A 17,697-nucleotide genomic window follows, 5' to 3' on the forward strand; every position below is an offset into this window, starting at 1 on the left:
TTCCTTCTCGTCACAGCCACGGGGGCAGGGTCGGTGGGCGTCCGCCGCCGGCGGCGGTCACTCCGCCCGCCGGGCGTCCGGCCAGGTAGGCGGTCACGTCGGGCAGCGACCCCTCGACGTCGGGCACCGCGCCGGGGCCGCGCTTGGCGCGGATGTCCTCCCGCAGCTCCCGCAGGAAGCCGTCGGGAAGGTCGGCGAAGGTGAGCCCGGTCGCCAGGTCCACCGCGTGCACCATGACCTCCCGGCTGCGCATCCAGGGGATCTCGCTCGCCGGCACGGTCCGGCCCTGCGCGGTCACCACCTCGGCCCGCCACGCCTCCTCGGGCAGTGCCGCCATGGCGGTGGCCAGGGTCGCGGCCGACTCGGTGAACCACCGGGCCAGCTCGACGGCCTTCAGCAGGGAGCCCCGCTCGATCCCGGCGGCGCGGGCCTGCGGCGAGGCGTACATCGGGGTCGGCTCGCCGGTGCGCGCCCAGCGGACCAGGTTGCCGATCGCCTCGGCGTTCGCCGCCAGGTGCGCCACGACGTGCTTGCGCGTCCAGCCGGGCAGGGCCGACGCGGCGTCGTACTCCCGCTCGGACAGACCGGCGATCGCCGACGCGCACAGGTCGGTGCCCGTCTCGACCCACGCGAGCGTGGTGGCGAGGTCGCGCGCCATCACTCGCCCTCGCCGACCACGCGGTTCTCCAGCCTGCCCAGCCCCTCGATCTCGGTCACGACGAGCTCGCCGCCGCGCAGGAAGACCGGCGGCTTGCGGGCGTGGCCGACGCCGCCCGGCGTGCCGGTCGCGATCACGTCGCCCGGGTTGAGCCGGACCATCGTCGAGACGTAGCGGACCAGGTGGACCGGGTCGAAGAGCAGGTCGCCGGTGTTGTCCGACTGCATCACCCGGCCGTCGACCTCGCATCGGACGTCGAGCGCCGGTCGCGGGCCGGTCTCGTCCGCGGTGACCAGGAACGGGCCGATCGGGGTGGTGGAGTCCCAGTTCTTGCCCTGCAGCCACTCCCGGGTGCGGAACTGCCAGTCCCGGCAGGTGACGTCGTTGAGCACGGTGAACCCCGCGATCGCGGCGATCGCCTGCTCCTCGTCGGCCCGCCGCACCGGCCGGCCGATGACCACGGCGAGCTCGGCCTCCCAGTCGAACTGGTCGGTCTCCGCCGGACGCCGGATGTCGTCCGAGGCGCCGATCAGGGTGTCGGCGAACTTGGCGAACAGCGTCGGGTACTCGGGCAGGTCGCGGCCCATCTCCTTGATGTGGTTCTGGTAGTTCAGCCCCACGCAGACGACCTTGCTCGGCCGCGGCACGACCGGGGCGAGGTCGGCTCCGGCGAGCGGGCGACGCGGGCCGTCGGCCGCCGCGGCGCCCTCCAGGCCGCCGGGCGCGGCCAGCACCGCGCCGACGTCGGCCGGGCCCACCTCGACGAGCTCGTCGCCCTCGACACGGACGGCGGCGGTGCGGTGGTCGTCCAGACGGACGGTGGCGAGCTTCATCGGCTGTTCTCCTCGGTGTGGCTGCGGTACAGGCCGAGCCTGGTGAAGATCGGGGCGTCGCTGAACTGGAACAGGTCGAGCGCGCCGGAGTCGGAGTCGGAGGCCGACGCCTCCGAGCGGATCGACAGCGGTTGCCAGGACGGCACCACGAACAGGTCGCCGCGGCTCACCCGCCACGACCGGTCGCCGACGGTGACCCGGCCGGCCCCGTCGAAGACCTGGTAGACCGACGAGCCGGTCTCCCGGTGCGGCGCGGTCTCCACGCCCGTCGTGATCCGGTGGAACTGCGCCCGGATCGTCGGGAGCACGTCGCCGGCGGTCGTCGGGTCGACGTAGCGGACCAGGGCGTGGCCGGGCTCGACCGTGCCCGCGTGCCCCTCCCGCTCCAGCGCGAGCTGGTCGGCCAGCGCGGCGTCGGTGTCGGTCCAGCGGTAGCAGAGCAACGGCGTGCCCTCGTGCCGGCGGAGCTGGGAGACCGGCGCCAGGCCGGGGTGCCCCCAGAGCCGTTCGGCGCGCGAACGGTCGGGGGTGGCGTGCTCCTCCTCGGTGAGGGTGTCCCGGCCGAAGTCGAAGAACTGCGCCTCGACGCCGTACTGGAACGGGATGTCGAGCCCGTCGATCCAGGCCATGGGCGTGTCGGCCGCGTTGTGGTGGGCGTGCCAGTGCAGGCCCGGCTGGGGGAGGAAGTCGCCGCGGCGCATCGGCACCGGGTCGCGCTCGACCACGGTCCACACCCCCTCGCCCTCGACGACGAAGCGGAAGGCGTTCTGGCTGTGCCGGTGCTCGGGCGCGTTCTCGCCCGGCATCAGGTACTGGATCGCGGCCCACAGGGTCGGCGTCGCGTACGGCTTGCCGCCCAGGCTGGGGTTGGCCAGCGCGATCGCCCGGCGCTCGCCGCCGCGGCCGACCGGGACCAGTTCACCGGCGCGGCCGGCGAGGTCGAGCAGCGTGCCCCACTCCCACCGGTGCGGCTGCGCGCTGGAGCGCGGGTGCGGCGGCATCAGGTCGCCGATCTCCGTCCACAACGGGACGAGCAGCGCCTTCTCGAAGCCTCGGTAGAGGTCCTCCAGCTCGGGGCTGAGCGAGGGCTGGTCCGGCCGGTCCACGGCGGCGATCTTGACCGGCGAGCCGCCGGCGTTCACGTGGGGCATGGCCCCGACTATCCGCGCAGGCAGCCGGGCTGGAAAAGAGGATTCTGCACAGCGGAATTCATGTGCCAGGATCGGTTCCATGGCGAAGCCCATGAAGACCCCGCCGGCCTACGCGCCCACCAGCGTCGACCATGCCCTGCGGCTCGCGCAGATCCTCCAGCTCGACGGGGTGATCACCGTCTCGGCCGCCGCCGAACGGCTCGGCGTGGCCCGCTCCACGGCCCACCGGCTGCTGACCGCGCTGGTGTACCGCGATTTCGCGGTGCAGAACGACGACCGCAGCTACCGGGTGGGCCCGGTCCTCGCGCTGGCCGAGCGCGCGCAGTCCGACGTCGGTGCGCTGCGGGCGGCGGCGCTCGGCGAGATGCGGGCGCTGGTGGACCGGATCGACGAGACGGTGAACCTCAGCATCCGCACCGGCCGCAACGTGCGCTTCATCGCCTCGGTCGAGTGCGGGCAGGCCCTGCGGGTGGGCAGCCGGGAAGGGATGGTCTTCCCGGCCCACCAGGCCACCGGCGGCCTGGTGGCGCTGGCGGCCCTCTCGGACGAGGAGCTGGCGCAGCTCTACGCCGCCGACGACCGGGGTGACCCGGCCGAGGAGCTGCCCGACCTGGTGCGGCTGCGGCGGGACCTGCGGTCCGTACGGCACAGCGGGGTCGCGCTCAACCTGGAGCGCACCGAGCGGGGTGTGGTCGCGGTGGGATGCCCGGTGAAGGGCCGCGACGGCGCGACCGGCGCGGCGCTGTCGATCTCGATGCCCAGCGTCCGCTACTCCCCGAAGGAGATCAAACCCCTCGTCACCGCGCTCACGGCCGCGGCCGACGCGATCAGCCGCGCCCTCTGAACCGCCCGCCCGCACGGCGTGTCCCGCTGCGCGGCCCGTTCACCGGAGGAGGTCGCGCCGGGTGAGCGTGCTGCCGAGCGCGGCCGCCGCCGCGCGCACCGCGGCCACGTGCCCCTCGGGCCGGAACCGGCCGGTGGGGCCGGCCACGCTGATCGCGGCGAGCGGCTCGTCGGCGCGCCCCAGCACCGGCGCGGCGACGCACACCAGCCCGACGGCCGACTCCTCCGCCTCGAACGCGACCCCGGTCTCGGTGACGCGCCGCAACTGGCCGCGCAGGATGCTCGGCGCGACGACGGTGTGCGGCGTACGCCGTTCCAGCGGCCCGGTCAGCACCTCGCGCCGCAGGTCGGGCCCGGCGTAGGCGAGCAACGCCTTGCCGATCGCGGTGCAGTGGAGCGGCATCCGGCCGCCGGTGCGCGAGGGCGCCCTGGCCTGGCGGTGGCCGCCGATCTTGGCGACGTAGACGACGTCGTGCCCCTCGCGCACGCCGAGGTGCACGGTCTCGTGGGTGCGCTCGTAGAGGTCCTGGAGGAACGGCATCGCCAGTTCGAGCAGGCTGCGTTCGAGCGAGGCGAGCATGCCGAGCTCGAACAGGCCGCGGCTGAGCCGATAGCCGCCGTCGGCGCGGTCGAGCAGGCGGTTGGCGACCAGATCGCCCGACAGCCGGTGGACGGTCGCCTTGTGCAGGCCGGTACGCCGCACCAGCTCGGCGAGGCTGACGACCCGGTCGTCGGGCCGGAAGGCGCGCAGGATCGTCACCGCCTTGCCCAGCACGGTGTCGAGGTCGGCCCGGTCGGTCACCCGCACAGCGTATCGCTGAACGAGACGATGTGCTGGTTGGAGCGGCATCCTGCCTGCACAGTGGGGGGATGAACGAAACCAACGGGCCCGCCGCCGCGAGCCCGTCCGACATCGCCGCCGCGGTCGAGCGGCTGGCCGGCGCCGCCGCGTCCGGCGTGCCGTGCGCCCCCGTGCGGGATCTGATCGGCCGCGACGACCTGGCCGCCGCGTACGCCGTCCAGGCCGCGCTGGCCGCCGCCCGCCTGGCCGGCGGCGCGCGGGTCACCGGGCGCAAGATCGGCCTGACGTCGGAGGCGGTGCAACGCCAGCTCGGCGTCGACCAGCCCGACCTGGGCGTGCTGTTCGAGGACATGGCCTACGCCGACGGCGACGCGATCCCGGTCGGCCGGATCCTCCAGCCGCGGGCCGAGGCGGAGATCGCGTTCGTGCTCGGCGCCGACCTGGACGAAGGCCCGCTCGACGCCCCCCAGGTCCGCGCCGCGATCGAGTACGCCGTCGCCGCGCTGGAGATCTGCGGCAGCCGGATCGCCGGGTGGGACATCTCCTTCGGCGACACGGTCGCCGACAACGCCTCCGCGGGCGCCTACGTCCTCGGGACGGAACGCCGCACCCTCGGCGAGTTCGACCCGGTGGACGTCGTGATGTCGATGAGCATCGGCGGCGCGGAGGTCTCCACCGGCACCGGCGCGGCCTGCCTGGGCGACCCGATCGAGGCGGTCGTGTGGCTGGCCCGCATGGCTCGCGACCTCGGCGAGCCGCTGCGCGCGGGCCAGGTCGTCCTGTCCGGCGCGCTCGGCCCGATGCGGCCGGTCGCCGCCGGCGACATCGTCACCGCCACCCTGTCCGGCCTCGGCACGGTGACGGTCCGCTTCACCGAAGGAGCAGCAGCATGAGCAGGACGAAGGTCGCGATCATCGGCTCGGGCAACATCGGCACCGACCTGATGATCAAGGTGTTGCGCGGGGCGGGTCATCTGGAGATGGGCGCCATGGTCGGCATCGACCCCGCCTCCGACGGTCTGGCCCGCGCCGCCCGGATGGGCGTCCCGACGACGGCCGAGGGCGTCGACGGGCTGATCGCGCTGCCGGGCTTCGACGAGATCGGGATCGTCTTCGACGCCACCTCGGCCAAGGCGCACGAGGTGAACGCCGCCAAGCTGCTCCCGCTCGGCAAGCGGCTGATCGACCTGACCCCGGCGGCGATCGGCCCCTACGTCGTCCCCGCCGTCAACCTCGACGAGCACCTCGACGCGCCCGACGTGAACATGGTCACCTGCGGCGGCCAGGCCACGATCCCGATCGTCGCCGCCGTCAGCCGGGTGGCGCCCGTCGAGTACGCCGAGATCGTCGCCTCCATCGCCTCGAAGTCGGCCGGGCCGGGCACCCGGGCCAACATCGACGAGTTCACCGAGACCACCTCGGCCGCCATCGAGCAGATCGGCGGGGCGCGCCGCGGCAAGGCGATCATCATCCTCAACCCCGCCGACCCGCCGCTGATCATGCGGGACACCGTCCTGTGCCTCGTCGCGGCGCCCGATCCGGCCACGCATGAGGAGATCCGCCAGTCGGTCGAGAAGATGGTCGCCGACGTCGCCGCCTACGTCCCCGGCTACCGGCTCAAGCAGCAGGTGCAGATCACCGAGGTGCCCGCCGACCAGCCGGTGGAGACGCTCCTGGCCGCCGGCGCGACGCGGCCCACCCACCAGGTGTCGGTGTTCCTCGAGGTCGAGGGCGCCGCGCACTATCTCCCGGCCTACGCCGGCAACCTCGACATCATGACCTCCGCCGGCCTGCGGGTCGCGGAACGCATCGCCGCACGGAAGGCGGGCCTTCGATGAGCACCCCGATCTTCGTCCAGGACGTCACCCTGCGCGACGGCATGCACGCCGTCCGCCACCGCATCGGCCTGGAGGACGTCAAGCGCATCGTCACGGCGCTGGACCGGGCCGGCGTCGACGCGATCGAGGTCGCGCACGGCGACGGCCCGGCCGGCGGCTCGCTCAACTACGGCCCCGGCTCGCACACGGACTGGGCGTGGATCGAGGCGGCGGCGTCGGTGCTGCAGAACGCCCGCCTGACCACGCTGCTGCTGCCGGGCGTCGGCACCGTCCACGAGCTGAGGCGCGCCTACGAGCTCGGCGTGCGGTCCGTCCGGGTCGCCACGCACTGCACCGAGGCCGACATCTCCGCCCAGCACATCGCCGCGGCCCGTGAGATCGGCATGGACGTGTCCGGGTTCCTGATGCTCTCCCACATGGCCCCGCCCGAGGAGCTGGCCCGGCAGGCCAAGCTCATGGAGTCCTACGGCGCGCACTGCGTCTACGTCACCGACTCCGGCGGCCGGCTCACCATGAACGACGTGGCCGCGCGGGTCCGCGCGTACCGCGACGTGCTCGACGCCGGGACCGAGATCGGCATCCACGCCCACGAGAACCTCTCGCTGTCGGTCGCCAACTCCGTCGTCGCGGTCGAGAACGGCGTCTACCGGGTCGACGCGTCGCTGGCCGGTCACGGCGCGGGCGCGGGCAACTGCCCCCTGGAGGCGTTCGTCGCGGTCGCCGACCTGTCGGGCTTCGAGCACCGGTGCGACCTGTTCCAGCTCCAGGACGCCGCGGACGACATCGTCCGCCCGCTGCAGGACCGTCCGGTGCGGGTCGACCGGGAGACGCTCACCCTGGGGTACGCCGGCGTCTACTCGTCGTTCCTGCGGCACGCGGAGGCCGCCGCCGCGCGGTACGGCGTCGACGTGCGCGGCATCCTGATGGAGTGCGGCCGCCGCCGGCTGGTCGGCGGTCAGGAGGACATGATCGTCGACATCGCCCTCACGCTCGCCGCCGGGCGCGAGCAGCAGCCCGCCTGACCGTCAGCCGCCGGGCACCCCCCGGCGGCCGGCGATGAGCGACTCGCCGATCCCCGTCAGGGCGTCGGCGAGCTGCTCCATGAACTCCTGGATCGGTTTGCCGTCCCCGGACTGGAGCGAGACGAAGGCGCCGTCGAATCCGGCCATGCCGAAGTGGGCGAGGGCGTCCGCGACCGCCTCCGCGGCCTCCTCGCCCGCGCCGGCGAACGACGAGCGGATCATGTGCCGCATGAGGTCGCGGCCCTCGCCGCGGACGTCGATGACGGTCCGCATCGCCTCCGGGGCCTCGGCGGCCTCGTTGCTCATCACCAGCACCAGCAGCAGGCGGAGGAACTCCTCGCGGTGCACGAAGACCTCGCCGGTGCGGCGCAGGTACCAGCCCAGGCGTTCGCGGGGGTGCCGCCCGCCGGCGGGTCGCGGTGGGCCTCGCGCATGGCCTCGAAGAAGCCCCGCGCCCCCTGGGCCATGACGGCCGACAGCAGCCCCGCCTTGGACTCGAAGTGGTGGTAGAAGGCGCTCTTGGGCAGGCCCGTCTCCTTCACGAGCGTCGAGATCGACGTCCCGGCGTAGCCGCGCACGGACATCACCCGGGCGGCCGCGTCGAGGATCTCCTGCCGGGACCGGCGGCCGCGGCTGTTTCCGGTGTGCGCCTCCCGCGCCGACTTCTCCACCAGCCGAATTCTAGGGACCCCGGAACAGCGGCCCGTCCGGCGGTCCGGATAACCGGTTCGTGAACAGGTCTTGACACGTCGCCGCAGGTCGTTGTTAGTCTCCCCACAATTGGACCGAACGTTTGGTCCAAAAGTGCCGCATCGGATCCCCTGCGGCCGAGAACGGAGTCAGCGCATGACCGACAGCTACGACGCGGACGTCGCGATCGTCGGGTACGGCCCGACCGGCGTGATCGCCGCGCTCACCCTCGCCAGGTACGGCGTGTCCGCCGTCGCCCTGGAACGGGACACGGACATCTACCCCCGGGCACGGGCCGTGACCGTCAACGACTGGACGATGCGGATCTTCCAGGACCTGGGCATCGACGAGCGGATCGAGAAGAAGATCGACCCCCAGCGGGCCCTGCGCTGGGTCACCTACGGTGGCCAGGAGATCATGCGGATCGAGCATCCGCCCTCGACGCTGGGCCGCAAGGCGCGCTTCTACAACATCTACCAGCCGACGATGGAGGCCGAGCTGCGCGCGGCCGCGCAGGAGCACGGCGACCGCATCACCGTCCACTACGGCGCCGACGTCACGGGGATCGCCCAGGACGCCGACGGCGTCACCGTCATCTCCACGGACACCGCCACCGGCCAGGCGCGCACGACCCGCGCCCGGTACGCGATCGCCGCCGACGGCGGGACCAGCACGATCCGCGGCGAGGTGGGCTGCCGCCTGCTGGGCGACACCAACGACGTCACCTGGGTGGTCATCGACTGCCGCGTCAAGCGCTGGTGGCCCGACCGGGACTTCCTGACGTTCTGGTCGGACAAGGAGCGGCCGGTCGTCGACATCGCGCTGTCCGCCGGCAACCACCGGTGGGAGATCCCGCTCAAGCCGGAGGAGTCCCCCGCGGACTACCCGACCAGCGCCGAGGTCTGGCCGCTGCTGAAGGCGCTGGGCGTCACCGAGCAGGACGTCGAGATCCACCGGCACGCCTTCTACAAGCACCACGTCCGGATGTGCGACACCTGGCGCCAGGGCCGGGTGTTCCTGGCCGGGGACGCGGCCCACCTCATGCCGCCGTGGGCCGGCGCCGGGATGCAGTCCGGCATGCGCGACGCCCACAACCTGGGCTGGAAGCTCGCCCGCGTGCTCAAGGGCGAGCTGCCCGAGAGCTGGCTGGACACCTACGAAGCCGAGCGGCGTCCGAACACCGCCTTCTACACCGGGCTCGCCGTCCAGCTCGGACGGGTCATCAAGCAGGAACTGTCCGAGGAGGAGCAGGCCGCGATGAACGCCGTCCCCCAGGACACGGTCACCCCGTACGAGCCGCCGCTCACCGCCCCGCCCGTGCTCGAAGGCGGCTGGATCAGGGGGCCGCTGGGCGATGCCAGCATCGTCGGCCGGATGGTCCCGCAGCCGGTCACCGGCGACGCCACGGGCCGGATGGCCCGCCTGGACGACCTGCTCGGCGACGGCTTCGTGCTGCTCGGCGACGACGTCGACCCGGCGACCCTGCTGACGGCGGAGGAGAGGGCCGGCTGGGACGCGCTCGGCGCCCGCTACCTCGCCGTCCGGCCGAAGACGGCCTACACGCAGGGGCCGGAGGAGCTGGTCGACCTCGACGAGATCCTGCTGCCCTGGCTGCGCAGGTACGGCGCCCGCGCCGTGGCGGTCCGTCCCGACAAGTTCGTCGCCGCGGCCGACGTCAGCGGCCTGGCCGTGCCCGCCTGAATCGGTTACCTGAGAGGAGAAGAGAGATGTCCGGAGTCAAGGAGCTCGGTTACGTCGTCTACGAGGTCAGCGACCTCGCCGACTGGGAGCACTTCGCCGTCGAGCTGCTGGGGATGCGCTTCGGCGAGAAGACCGACGGCGGCTTCACCCTGCGCACCGACGAGAAGGCACACCGCTGGATCGTCACCGGCGGCCCCGCCGACGACCTGGTGGCCACCGGCTACGAGGTCTCGGACGCCGCCGCCCTGGACGCCCTGGTGGACAAGGTCCGCGCGGCCGGCGTCGAGGTCACCCAGGGCGACGACGCCCTCGCCGCCGCCCGCAAGGTGGAGCGGGTCTTCGTCACCGCCGATCCCATGGGCAACCGGGTCGAGCTGGTCACCGGCCTGGCCGACGCCGCCACGCCGTTCGAGTCGCCGAAGCTGCTCGGCGGGTTCGTGACGGGCGCCGGGGGCGCGGGCCACCAGGTGCTGCTGGCGCACGGCGTCTCGCGGGAGGAGTACCTGCACTTCTACATCGACCTGCTCGGCTTCAAGGTCAGCGACGTCATCGTCGAGGAGCTGGCCCCCGGCGTGGTCGCCGACCTGATCTTCCTGCACTGCAACGGCCGCCACCACACCGTGGCCTTCGGCGACCTGCCCTCGCCCAAGAAGACCCATCACTTCATGGTCGAGGTGACCGACATCCGCGACGTGGGCCTGGCCTACGACCGGTGCATGGACGCCAGGCAGCCGTTCGAGATGACGCTCGGCATGCATCCGAACGACCACATGTTCAGCTTCTACGTCCACACCCCCTCGGGCTTCAGCGTCGAGTACGGCTGGGGCGGACTGATCATCGACGACGCGACGTGGGAGGTGAAGACGCTCGACAAGCTGCACAGCTGGGGCCACCGCCCCCCGGGCGTCGTCGCCGGACTGCTGGCCGCCGCGCCCGAGCCGAACGGGGAGGACCACTGATGGCACTCGACGCCAAGGACATCGCGCGCACCGTTCAGACCAAGGACTGGAAGCTGCGCTACTACGAGGCGGGCTCCGGCCATCCGGTCGTGCTGCTGCACGGCAGCGGGCCGGGCGCCACGGGATGGAGCAACTTCGCCGGCAACATCGAGGCGCTGGCCGAGCACTTCCACGTCTACGCCGTCGACATGCCCGGCTGGGGCGAGTCGGACCCGGCGACCGTCGACCGGCTCGACCACGTGGAGGCGGCGATCCAGTTCCTGGACGCCCTCGGCATCGAGCAGGCCGCGTTCGTCGGCAACTCGATGGGCGGGCAGACCTCGCTGCGGCTGGCCACCGAGCACCCCGGCCGGATCTCGCACCTGATCACCATGGGGCCGCCGGTCGGCCGGATCCCCACGCTGTTCGGCGCCGGCGACGGGCCGTCCGAGGGGCTGAAGGTGCTGATCGAGGCCTACCGGGACGCGAGCCCGGAGAACATGCGCCGACTCGTCGAGATCATGGTCTACGACAAGGCGCGGTTCGCCACCCCCGAGCTGTGCCAGGCCCGTTCGGACGCCGCGCTCGCCCGCCCCGACCACCTGCGCAACTACGTGGACGGCCTGCCGAAGGGCGCCCCGCTGCCCAAGTGGGTGAAGCCGGAGTCGCTGCCGGGGATCCAGGTGCCGACCCTGCTGATCCACGGCCGCGACGACCGTGTCGTGTCGTTCGAGACCTCCCTGTACCTGCTGGCCAACATCCCGGACAGCCGGCTGGTGCTGCTCAACCGCTGCGGGCACTGGGCGATGATCGAGCACGCCGACGAGTTCAACCGGCTGGTCGCCGACTTCATCGCGAACAACTGACCCCCGGGGCGCGGGCCGCTACTTGCCCGCGCCCAGGGTGAGGCCGGCGATGATGCGGCGGGCCAGCACGAGGTAGAGCGCCAGCATGGGCAGCACGACGATCGCGACGCCCGCGATCAGCCCGCCGTACTCCGACTGGTAGGTGGCCGCGCCGTAGAAGGTGAACAGGGCGCGGGCCAGGGTGAAGCCGTCGTTCTGCTGGATGAACACGATGGCCAGCAGGGTCTCGTTCCACAGGCCGATGGCGTTGAGTATCAGCGCGGTGACCAGGCCGCCGCGGGCCAGCGGCAGCGTGATCGAGACGAACGTGCGCAGCGGCGACGCGCCGTCGAGGGCCGCCGCCTCCTCCTTCTCCTCGGGCAGGGTGCGGAAGAAGCCGGTCAGCAGGAACACCGTGAACGGCACCGACAGGGCCACGTAGAGCAGGTACAGGCCGAACAGGCTGTCGGTCAGCCCGAGGTCGGCCAGGCCGACGAAGAGCGGGATGATCACGGTCTGCACCGGGACGCCCATGCCGAGCGCGAGGAACCCGGTCAGCGGCCCCGAGCCGCGCACGCCGAACCGGCTGAGCGCGTAGGCGGCGGGCGCGGAGACCACCACGATCGACATCGAGGCCGCCGCCACCAGCACGACCGTGACCAGGAAGGCGTGCCCGAACTCGGCCTGGTTCCAGGCGTAGAGGTAGTTGCGGAACGGGTTCCCCCGCGCGAACCAGGTACGCGGCAGGCCGAACGGGTCGCGGAAGATCTCCAGCGGGGTCTTGAACGACGCCGCGACCAGCCAGTACAGCAGCAGCACGTTGAGCCCGGTGAACAGCCAGACGGCCGTCCTGCCGACGGTCCTGAGCATCAGAACTCGAGCCTTTCCCTGCGCATCACCCTGCGCAGCGCGGTCACCAGCACCGTCACCAGGACGATCATCACGACCGCGCAGGCGCAGGCGGCGCCGTACTCCGGCGTGCCCCGGGTGCCGAAGGAGCGGTCGTAGACGTAGACGGCCAGCGTCCAGGTCCTGCTGGGCGGCGAGTAGGTGCCGGGGCCGGCGAGCACGAACACCATCTCGAAGATCTTCACCGCGCCGATCGTCCAGAGCACGCCGGCGATGCCCACCACGTCCCAGGTCAGCGGCAGGGTGACGGCGCGGAACTGCTGCCAGGGGGAGGCCCCGCACAGTTCGGCGTCCTCGTACAGGTAGGGCGGGATGCGGTCCACGGCGGCCATCATGATGGTGATGTAGAAGCCCGCGCTCGCCCACACCAGCGCCCCCATCACCACCCAGGTGACGTTCTCCGGCCGCAGGAACCGGGCCGCGGGCAGGCCGAACGACTCCAGCAGGAAGTTGGCCAGCCCCTGCCGCCCCGGGTGGTACGTGAACACGAACCCGAAGAACATGCCCAGCGCGACCGGCGCGACGATGTTGGGGAAGAACAGGATCGCCCGGATCGTCTTCGAGGCCCGCATGCCGCGCAGCACCATCGTGAACAGGAACGCGAACACGAACGTGCCGGCCCCGCCGGCCACGATGTAACCGAGCGTGTTGACGAAGGCGTCGCGGAACGACTCGCTGCCCAGCAGCCTGCCGTACTGCTCCAGGCCGACGAAGGTGACCGGGCCCGCACCCGACCAGCGGGTGAAGCCGAGCACGACGGTCACCACGGCCGGGCCGACGAGGAAGACGACGTAGAGCGCGATGGCGGGCAGCGTGAACGGCCAGAACAGCCGCCGCCGGTGGCGCAGATGGGGGGTGACGGCGGCGGGCAGGGCGCGCCTGCCCGCGGCCAGGGTCTGTGCCATCAGCCCTGTGTCCTCCAGAACGCGGCGGTCGCCGTGGCCAGCTCGTCCACGAACGCGGCGGGCGTCAGCCTGCCCTTGAGCAGGGCGTCGTCGGCCGGGTAGAACACCTGCTCGGCGAACTTGCCGCCGGCGACGCCGTCCAGCCCGTCCATGAACAGGGTGTGCTTCTTCGCCGGGTCCTCCAGGGCGGCCTTGAGGTCGGCGAGGTCGGACGGGACCGGCAGGTCGGTCCGCGGGGTGAGGCTGTCGGCGACCGCGGGCAGCCCGGCGAGCAGGTCGCGGGTGAGGAAGTAGGCGATGAACGCCTTGGCCGCCTCGGGATGCCTGGCCTTGGCGGTGACGCCGAACGCCACCTGCTGCACCTCGATGACATCGTGGGTGGCGCCGTCCGGCATCGGGAACTGGAAGGAGCCGTAGTCGATGTCCCGGCCGCCGCCCTGCTTGGCCAGGTACTCGCGGGTCTCGGTCGGCCCCCAGCTGCCCATGAACAGGTAGGAGGCGTCGCCGTCGGCCCAGCGCTGCTGGATCTGCGGGAACTTGCCGGCGTCCCAGCCGTCGACCAGGTGGCCGGCGATCCTGGCGGTGTGCTCGGCGGCCCGCAGGAAGCCCGGATCGCTCTTCCAGAGCTGCCCGGTGCGGTCCTGGGCGGCTTCGGCCAGCCCGCCGGGGCCGACGTACCGGGCGGCGAGCTGGTCGAAGTACCAGGCGGCGTAGTAGCCGATGTCGCCGTCGAGCGCGACGGACCGGCCGCCGAACAGCGCGTACAGGTCGTCCATGCTCCTGGGCGGCCTGAGGTCCGGGAGCTTCTTGCGGTCGTACCACCAGGCGTTGCCCATGACGATGTACGGCACCGCGAACGGCCTGCCCGCCGCGTCCCTGATCGCCGGGCTGTCCCGGTAGACGGCGGGCAGCACGTCGCGGACCACGCCGTCGCCGGTCCGCATCGCCAGCACGTCGTCGAGGGGACGGGTGCCGCCGGCCGCGGTGATCGCCGTCCTGATGTTGGTGAGGTCCTGGTCGAACAGGTCCGGAACGGTCTCGGTGTTGAGCGCGGGCAGCAGGTTCTGCCGCAGGTAGGCGCGGCCCAGCCACTGGACGGTGACCTTGACGCCGGTCTTCCTGGTGAAGCAGTCGGCGGCGAACCGCAGGACCTTGCCCTGCGGCTCGTCCTTGGTCCACATCGACCAGTAGGTCAGCTCCTTGTCCGTGACCGGCCTGGTGCCGGGCTCCGGGCAGGCGGTGCTGAAGTACGCGGCCGCGGTGGGCAGCGAGAACTCCTCCCCGGCGGGGGCGGCCGGGCCGCCGCAGGCGGTCAACGCCAGCGCGAGGAGCGCGATGGACGTCCTTCTCATCTGTGCTCCTGGAAGACTTCCAGCTCGGCGAGCTGCATGTGGTAGGGGGCGGTGCGCTGGGCGGTCCCCACGACCCTGACGTGCCGGGCCGTGACGGGCGCGAAGGGGAAGGTCTGCGCCGACGCGTCCGGCCGCGGGTGGCCGGTCCTGGCGGCGACCGTCGTCCAGGTGGAGCCGTCGGCCGAGACCTGGATCGTGAAGTCCACGGGGAAGCCGTCGCCGGTGTTCTCGCCGTCCGACCTGGCGTAGAGGTCCACCCGGGAGATCCTGCTCGGGCCGCCGAGGTCGACGGCCGCCCATTCGGTACGGCCGGCCACGCCCGGCTGGCTGCTCCAGCCCATCGAGTACCAGAGCGCCGAGCGGGAGCCGTCGGTGAGGTCGGCCCGCAGCCACCCCTCGTCGAGGTACTCGACCGAGCTGGACGCGGTCACCGGGCGGCCCGCCGCGAGGTTGCCGCCGGCGACCTCGATCTCGGCCAGTTGCATGTGGTAGTGGCCGAGCTGGTCGGTGCCGAGGTTCGTGCCGGTCACCCTGACGTGGCGGACGTCGGCGGTCGCGAAGGGGAACGACTGCGCCCCCGCGCCGGGCCTGGGGAAGCCGGTCCTGGTGGCGACCGTCGTCCAGGACGACCCGTCGGCCGAGACCTGGACCGTGAAGTCCACCGGGAAGCCGAGGCCGGTGTTCGCGCCGTCGGAGCGGGGATAGAGGTCCACCCTGCTCAGCGGCCTGACGCCGCCGAGATCGAGTTGCAGCCATTCGGTATGGTTCGTCCCCATGTTCGCGGCCGAGCTGCTCCAGCCGACGCCGGTACGGGTGCCGTCCACGGCGGCGGCGGTGGTCCAGCCGTCGCCCTCGTAGGAGCTGGACGCCGTGACGGTGCGGCCCTCGGCCGGGTCGGTCTCCGGGTTGACCCGTACGTTGTCGAAGCGGGCGCTCGCGCCGCCGGTCACCAGGGCCAGCCCGCCCACCGGGTAGGCGTCGTCGGCGACGGTGAGGACCTTCCTTGCCCCGGCGAACACGGTGAGGGTCCCGCCGCGGGCGGCCACCCGCAGCCTGGTCCACTGGCCGGGGACGTACCCCGGCACGGCGGCGGAGCCGAGCTGGACGCCGCTGCGGTAGACGAACACCTGGCCGTTGTCGCGCAGCGCGACCAGGTAGCCGGTGTCCATGTCGGTGGCGTTGAGGTTGCGGACCATGAGGCCGGCCCAGTTGGTGCTGCCGCCGCTCGGGTTCACCCCCGTGATCCGCACGTCCGCGCCGGCCACCACGTCACGGTAGGCGCGGCCCTCCAGGGCGGCGGTGACGCCCCAGTTGGCGGAGGCGTCGGACTGGACGTACTCCCCACCCGTCACCGACCAGGCGCCCGCGCTGTGCCGCCAGCTCGTCTCGCCCGTGCTGAAGTCGTCGGCGTAGGGGAAGCGCAGGTCGGGGCCCGGCGCGACGAGCGCGTCGAGGATCTGCCGGTGCCGGTTGTCGACCTCGGCGCCGCTCTGCTCGTAGGAGATCGAGTTGGTGACCAGGGTGTTGGCGATGGCCCGCGCGGTGACCGGCTTGGTCCTGGCCAGCAGGTTCAGCAGCTCCACGTCCTCCAGGCCGTCGAGCTGTGCCTCGCTGCGCACGCTGTCGTAGATGTCGTAGGCCGCCTTGTTGGGCCTGACCAGCCAGTTGTCGCCGGTCTGCCAGTCGTCGAAGGTGTCGGAGGGCCGGTTGAGGTCGCTGAAGTCCCACCAGAAGTTCCAGCCCCAGTGCAGGTAGCCGGTCCCGCCGATCTTCCAGGTGAGCCAGGGGGTGAGCCGGGTGGAGGCCAGGCGGTAGGAGATGAAGCGGTTCATCCGCCTGTCCTGCGGGACGATGCAGTTGTAGAGCCACAGGTCCGCGCCGCTCAGGCGACGGCGCTGGTAGTAGGCGACGTTCCCGTCGTACAGGCCGGTGTACGGCGTCGCGGTCGTGAGGTCCTCCTCCATCGCGGGCAGCACGGCCAGATGGGCCTCGTTGGTCAGCGGGCGGGGGAAGTACTGGCGGTACCTGGCGTAGAGCCACTTGGCCGCCCTGACCTGGTTGGCGGTGGACGGCTCGTCCAGCGCGCTCATGTAGAACAGGTCCGTCCAGCCCTTGGCGTCCAGGTGGGCCTTGAGGGCGGGGAGGAGCTGGGTGAGGTAGGCGTTGGTCTCGGCCGTGTCGGGGTCGGCCAGGACCCGCTGGACGACACCGCCCACCTTCTTGATCATGTCCAGCTTGACGACGTCGCCCGGCAGGCCCTCCAGCAGGTGGGGGGTGTAGATGTACTGCATCGCCCCCGCGTCGGCGAAGGTCTGCACGAACCTGTCGAACGTCGTCCAGCCGAAGGTGTACGTGCCCGCGGCGTCCACGGTCGTGTCGGGGATGAGCAGGGCCTGGAAATCGGCGAAGATCACGTTGTTGCGGTGCCTGGCGTGGTTGGCCGCGATGTTCTGGATGACCCGCCACCAGCCGGCGTCGTACATCTGCACGCCGTACTGGGCGGGAATGGCCCTGATCGTGCCGTTGTAGTCCCAGCCCGCCGAGGTGAACCAGTTGTTCATCTTGAACGTCGACCGGTCGGCGGGCGGGATCGTGATGTCGTAGACCGTGACGGTGACGTCGAGTGTGACGTCGCCGCCGTCGCTCCTGACGGTGGCGGTGCCCGCGTACGTGCCGGGCGGCTGTGCGGCGGGCACCCGCACGCTGTAGTGGTAGGGCAGCGTGACGTTCGCCGCCACCGACTGCGGGGTGTTCTCCACCAGCGCGTCGTAGTAGGCGGTGCCGCCGTCCGGCGGGTTCTGGTAGACGCCGATCTTGGAGACGTGCGGGTGGTTGTACTCGCGCCTGACGGTGACGGCGGAGGCCGGGATCACCGCGCCGCCCGGACCGTTCAGCGCGCCGGCCGTGACCTGCACGCCGGTGGCGGAGGCGGACGGCCTGACCAGGATCTGGGCGGCCTCGCTCTCGCCGCGGGCCGCCCGCAGCGCGATCGAGGCCGGGGCGCCGGACGGACGGGTGGTCGAGGAGAACGCGCGGTCGGCGGCGCTCTGCACCCAGACCGACAGAGCGGCCGCCCGGGCGGGCACGGCCACGAACAAGGAAGCGAAGAGGACGGATAACGCGACGAGCGGGACGGGTTTGACGGCCATTGGACGGCTCCTCACTGAGGTCCCCGAAACCTGGCGGTAAAACGTTTCAAAATCCGCTGACT

Annotated in this window: 17 protein-coding genes; 7 read left to right on the forward strand and 10 right to left on the reverse strand. The window is 72.1% G+C overall.

Going from position 1 to position 17,697, the window contains the following annotated elements:
* Window positions 1-10: 10 nt before the first annotated feature.
* The 3 genes from ACNF49_RS28615 to ACNF49_RS28625 are packed head-to-tail and all read right to left on the reverse strand — an operon-like array spanning window position 11 to window position 2,642.
* The gene (locus ACNF49_RS28615; protein WP_482939376.1) at window positions 11-658 is read right to left on the reverse strand and encodes a maleylpyruvate isomerase family mycothiol-dependent enzyme; all 648 of its coding nucleotides are present in this window, start codon (window positions 656-658) and stop codon (window positions 11-13) included.
* The gene (locus ACNF49_RS28620; protein ID WP_482939377.1) at window positions 658-1,491 is read right to left on the reverse strand and encodes a fumarylacetoacetate hydrolase family protein; all 834 of its coding nucleotides are present in this window, start codon (window positions 1,489-1,491) and stop codon (window positions 658-660) included. The genes ACNF49_RS28615 and ACNF49_RS28620 overlap by 1 nt, the downstream gene beginning before the upstream one ends.
* A complete protein-coding gene (locus ACNF49_RS28625) occupies window positions 1,488-2,642 on the reverse strand; it encodes a cupin domain-containing protein (RefSeq protein WP_482939378.1) in 1,155 nt (384 codons plus the stop codon). Before ACNF49_RS28625 ends, ACNF49_RS28620 begins: the two co-directional genes overlap by 4 nt.
* Window positions 2,643-2,721: 79 nt before the next feature.
* On the opposite strand from ACNF49_RS28625, the gene ACNF49_RS28630 reads away from it, so the two are divergent.
* On the forward strand, window positions 2,722-3,486 hold the full coding sequence (locus ACNF49_RS28630; protein ID WP_482939379.1) for an IclR family transcriptional regulator: 765 nt from the start codon (window positions 2,722-2,724) through the stop codon (window positions 3,484-3,486).
* Window positions 3,487-3,525: 39 nt separating this feature from the next.
* Here the strand turns inward: ACNF49_RS28630 and ACNF49_RS28635 are convergent, their stop codons facing one another.
* Window positions 3,526-4,287 (reverse strand): IclR family transcriptional regulator, encoded by a 762-nt coding sequence (locus ACNF49_RS28635; protein WP_357984541.1) that lies wholly within the window; start codon window positions 4,285-4,287, stop codon window positions 3,526-3,528.
* A gap of 68 nt (window positions 4,288-4,355) precedes the next feature.
* Between ACNF49_RS28635 and ACNF49_RS28640 the strand changes: the two genes are divergently transcribed.
* Genes ACNF49_RS28640 through dmpG form a run of 3 tightly spaced genes read left to right on the forward strand, consistent with a single transcriptional unit; the run spans window position 4,356 to window position 7,146 of the window.
* On the forward strand, window positions 4,356-5,180 hold the full coding sequence (locus ACNF49_RS28640; protein WP_482939380.1) for a 2-keto-4-pentenoate hydratase: 825 nt from the start codon (window positions 4,356-4,358) through the stop codon (window positions 5,178-5,180).
* Complete coding sequence (locus ACNF49_RS28645; protein ID WP_482939381.1) at window positions 5,177-6,124, forward strand: acetaldehyde dehydrogenase (acetylating); 948 nt, start codon at window positions 5,177-5,179, stop codon at window positions 6,122-6,124. Before ACNF49_RS28640 ends, ACNF49_RS28645 begins: the two co-directional genes overlap by 4 nt.
* Window positions 6,121-7,146 carry a 4-hydroxy-2-oxovalerate aldolase gene (gene dmpG, locus ACNF49_RS28650; RefSeq protein ID WP_482939382.1) on the forward strand — a complete coding sequence of 342 codons (1,026 nt, stop codon included), beginning with the start codon at window positions 6,121-6,123 and terminating at the stop codon, window positions 7,144-7,146. Before ACNF49_RS28645 ends, dmpG begins: the two co-directional genes overlap by 4 nt.
* Window positions 7,147-7,149: 3 nt before the next feature.
* On the opposite strand, the gene ACNF49_RS28655 is transcribed toward dmpG, so the two are convergent.
* Window positions 7,150-7,494: a hypothetical protein gene (locus ACNF49_RS28655; RefSeq protein WP_482939383.1), complete on the reverse strand. Its 345-nt coding sequence runs from the start codon at window positions 7,492-7,494 to the stop codon at window positions 7,150-7,152.
* Entirely contained in the window at window positions 7,452-7,817 is a 366-nt protein-coding gene (locus ACNF49_RS28660) for a TetR/AcrR family transcriptional regulator (protein WP_482939384.1), read from the reverse strand. Before ACNF49_RS28660 ends, ACNF49_RS28655 begins: the two co-directional genes overlap by 43 nt.
* 175 nt (window positions 7,818-7,992) lie before the next feature.
* Here ACNF49_RS28660 and ACNF49_RS28665 point away from each other — a divergent pair, with 175 nt between their 5' ends.
* The 3 genes from ACNF49_RS28665 to ACNF49_RS28675 are packed head-to-tail and all read left to right on the forward strand — an operon-like array spanning window position 7,993 to window position 11,341.
* Window positions 7,993-9,537, forward strand: a complete 1,545-nt coding sequence (locus tag ACNF49_RS28665) for a bifunctional 3-(3-hydroxy-phenyl)propionate/3-hydroxycinnamic acid hydroxylase (protein ID WP_482939385.1) — start codon at window positions 7,993-7,995, stop codon at window positions 9,535-9,537.
* A gap of 26 nt (window positions 9,538-9,563) precedes the next feature.
* The gene (locus ACNF49_RS28670; protein WP_357984524.1) at window positions 9,564-10,496 is read left to right on the forward strand and encodes a VOC family protein; all 933 of its coding nucleotides are present in this window, start codon (window positions 9,564-9,566) and stop codon (window positions 10,494-10,496) included.
* The gene (locus tag ACNF49_RS28675; protein ID WP_357984521.1) at window positions 10,496-11,341 is read left to right on the forward strand and encodes an alpha/beta fold hydrolase; all 846 of its coding nucleotides are present in this window, start codon (window positions 10,496-10,498) and stop codon (window positions 11,339-11,341) included. The genes ACNF49_RS28670 and ACNF49_RS28675 overlap by 1 nt, the downstream gene beginning before the upstream one ends.
* Window positions 11,342-11,359: 18 nt before the next feature.
* Here the strand turns inward: ACNF49_RS28675 and ACNF49_RS28680 are convergent, their stop codons facing one another.
* Genes ACNF49_RS28680 through ACNF49_RS28695 form a run of 4 tightly spaced genes read right to left on the reverse strand, consistent with a single transcriptional unit; the run spans window position 11,360 to window position 17,635 of the window.
* Window positions 11,360-12,190, reverse strand: a complete 831-nt coding sequence (locus ACNF49_RS28680; protein WP_482939386.1) for a carbohydrate ABC transporter permease — start codon at window positions 12,188-12,190, stop codon at window positions 11,360-11,362.
* A complete protein-coding gene (locus tag ACNF49_RS28685; protein WP_357984514.1) occupies window positions 12,190-13,134 on the reverse strand; it encodes a carbohydrate ABC transporter permease in 945 nt (314 codons plus the stop codon). Before ACNF49_RS28685 ends, ACNF49_RS28680 begins: the two co-directional genes overlap by 1 nt.
* Window positions 13,134-14,486 carry an ABC transporter substrate-binding protein gene (locus ACNF49_RS28690; RefSeq protein ID WP_482939387.1) on the reverse strand — a complete coding sequence of 451 codons (1,353 nt, stop codon included), beginning with the start codon at window positions 14,484-14,486 and terminating at the stop codon, window positions 13,134-13,136. The genes ACNF49_RS28685 and ACNF49_RS28690 overlap by 1 nt, the downstream gene beginning before the upstream one ends.
* Window positions 14,483-17,635 (reverse strand): discoidin domain-containing protein, encoded by a 3,153-nt coding sequence (locus tag ACNF49_RS28695; RefSeq protein ID WP_482939388.1) that lies wholly within the window; start codon window positions 17,633-17,635, stop codon window positions 14,483-14,485. Before ACNF49_RS28695 ends, ACNF49_RS28690 begins: the two co-directional genes overlap by 4 nt.
* Window positions 17,636-17,697: the final 62 nt, after the last annotated feature.

The organism is Actinomadura sp. ATCC 39365 (genome assembly GCF_054392275.1).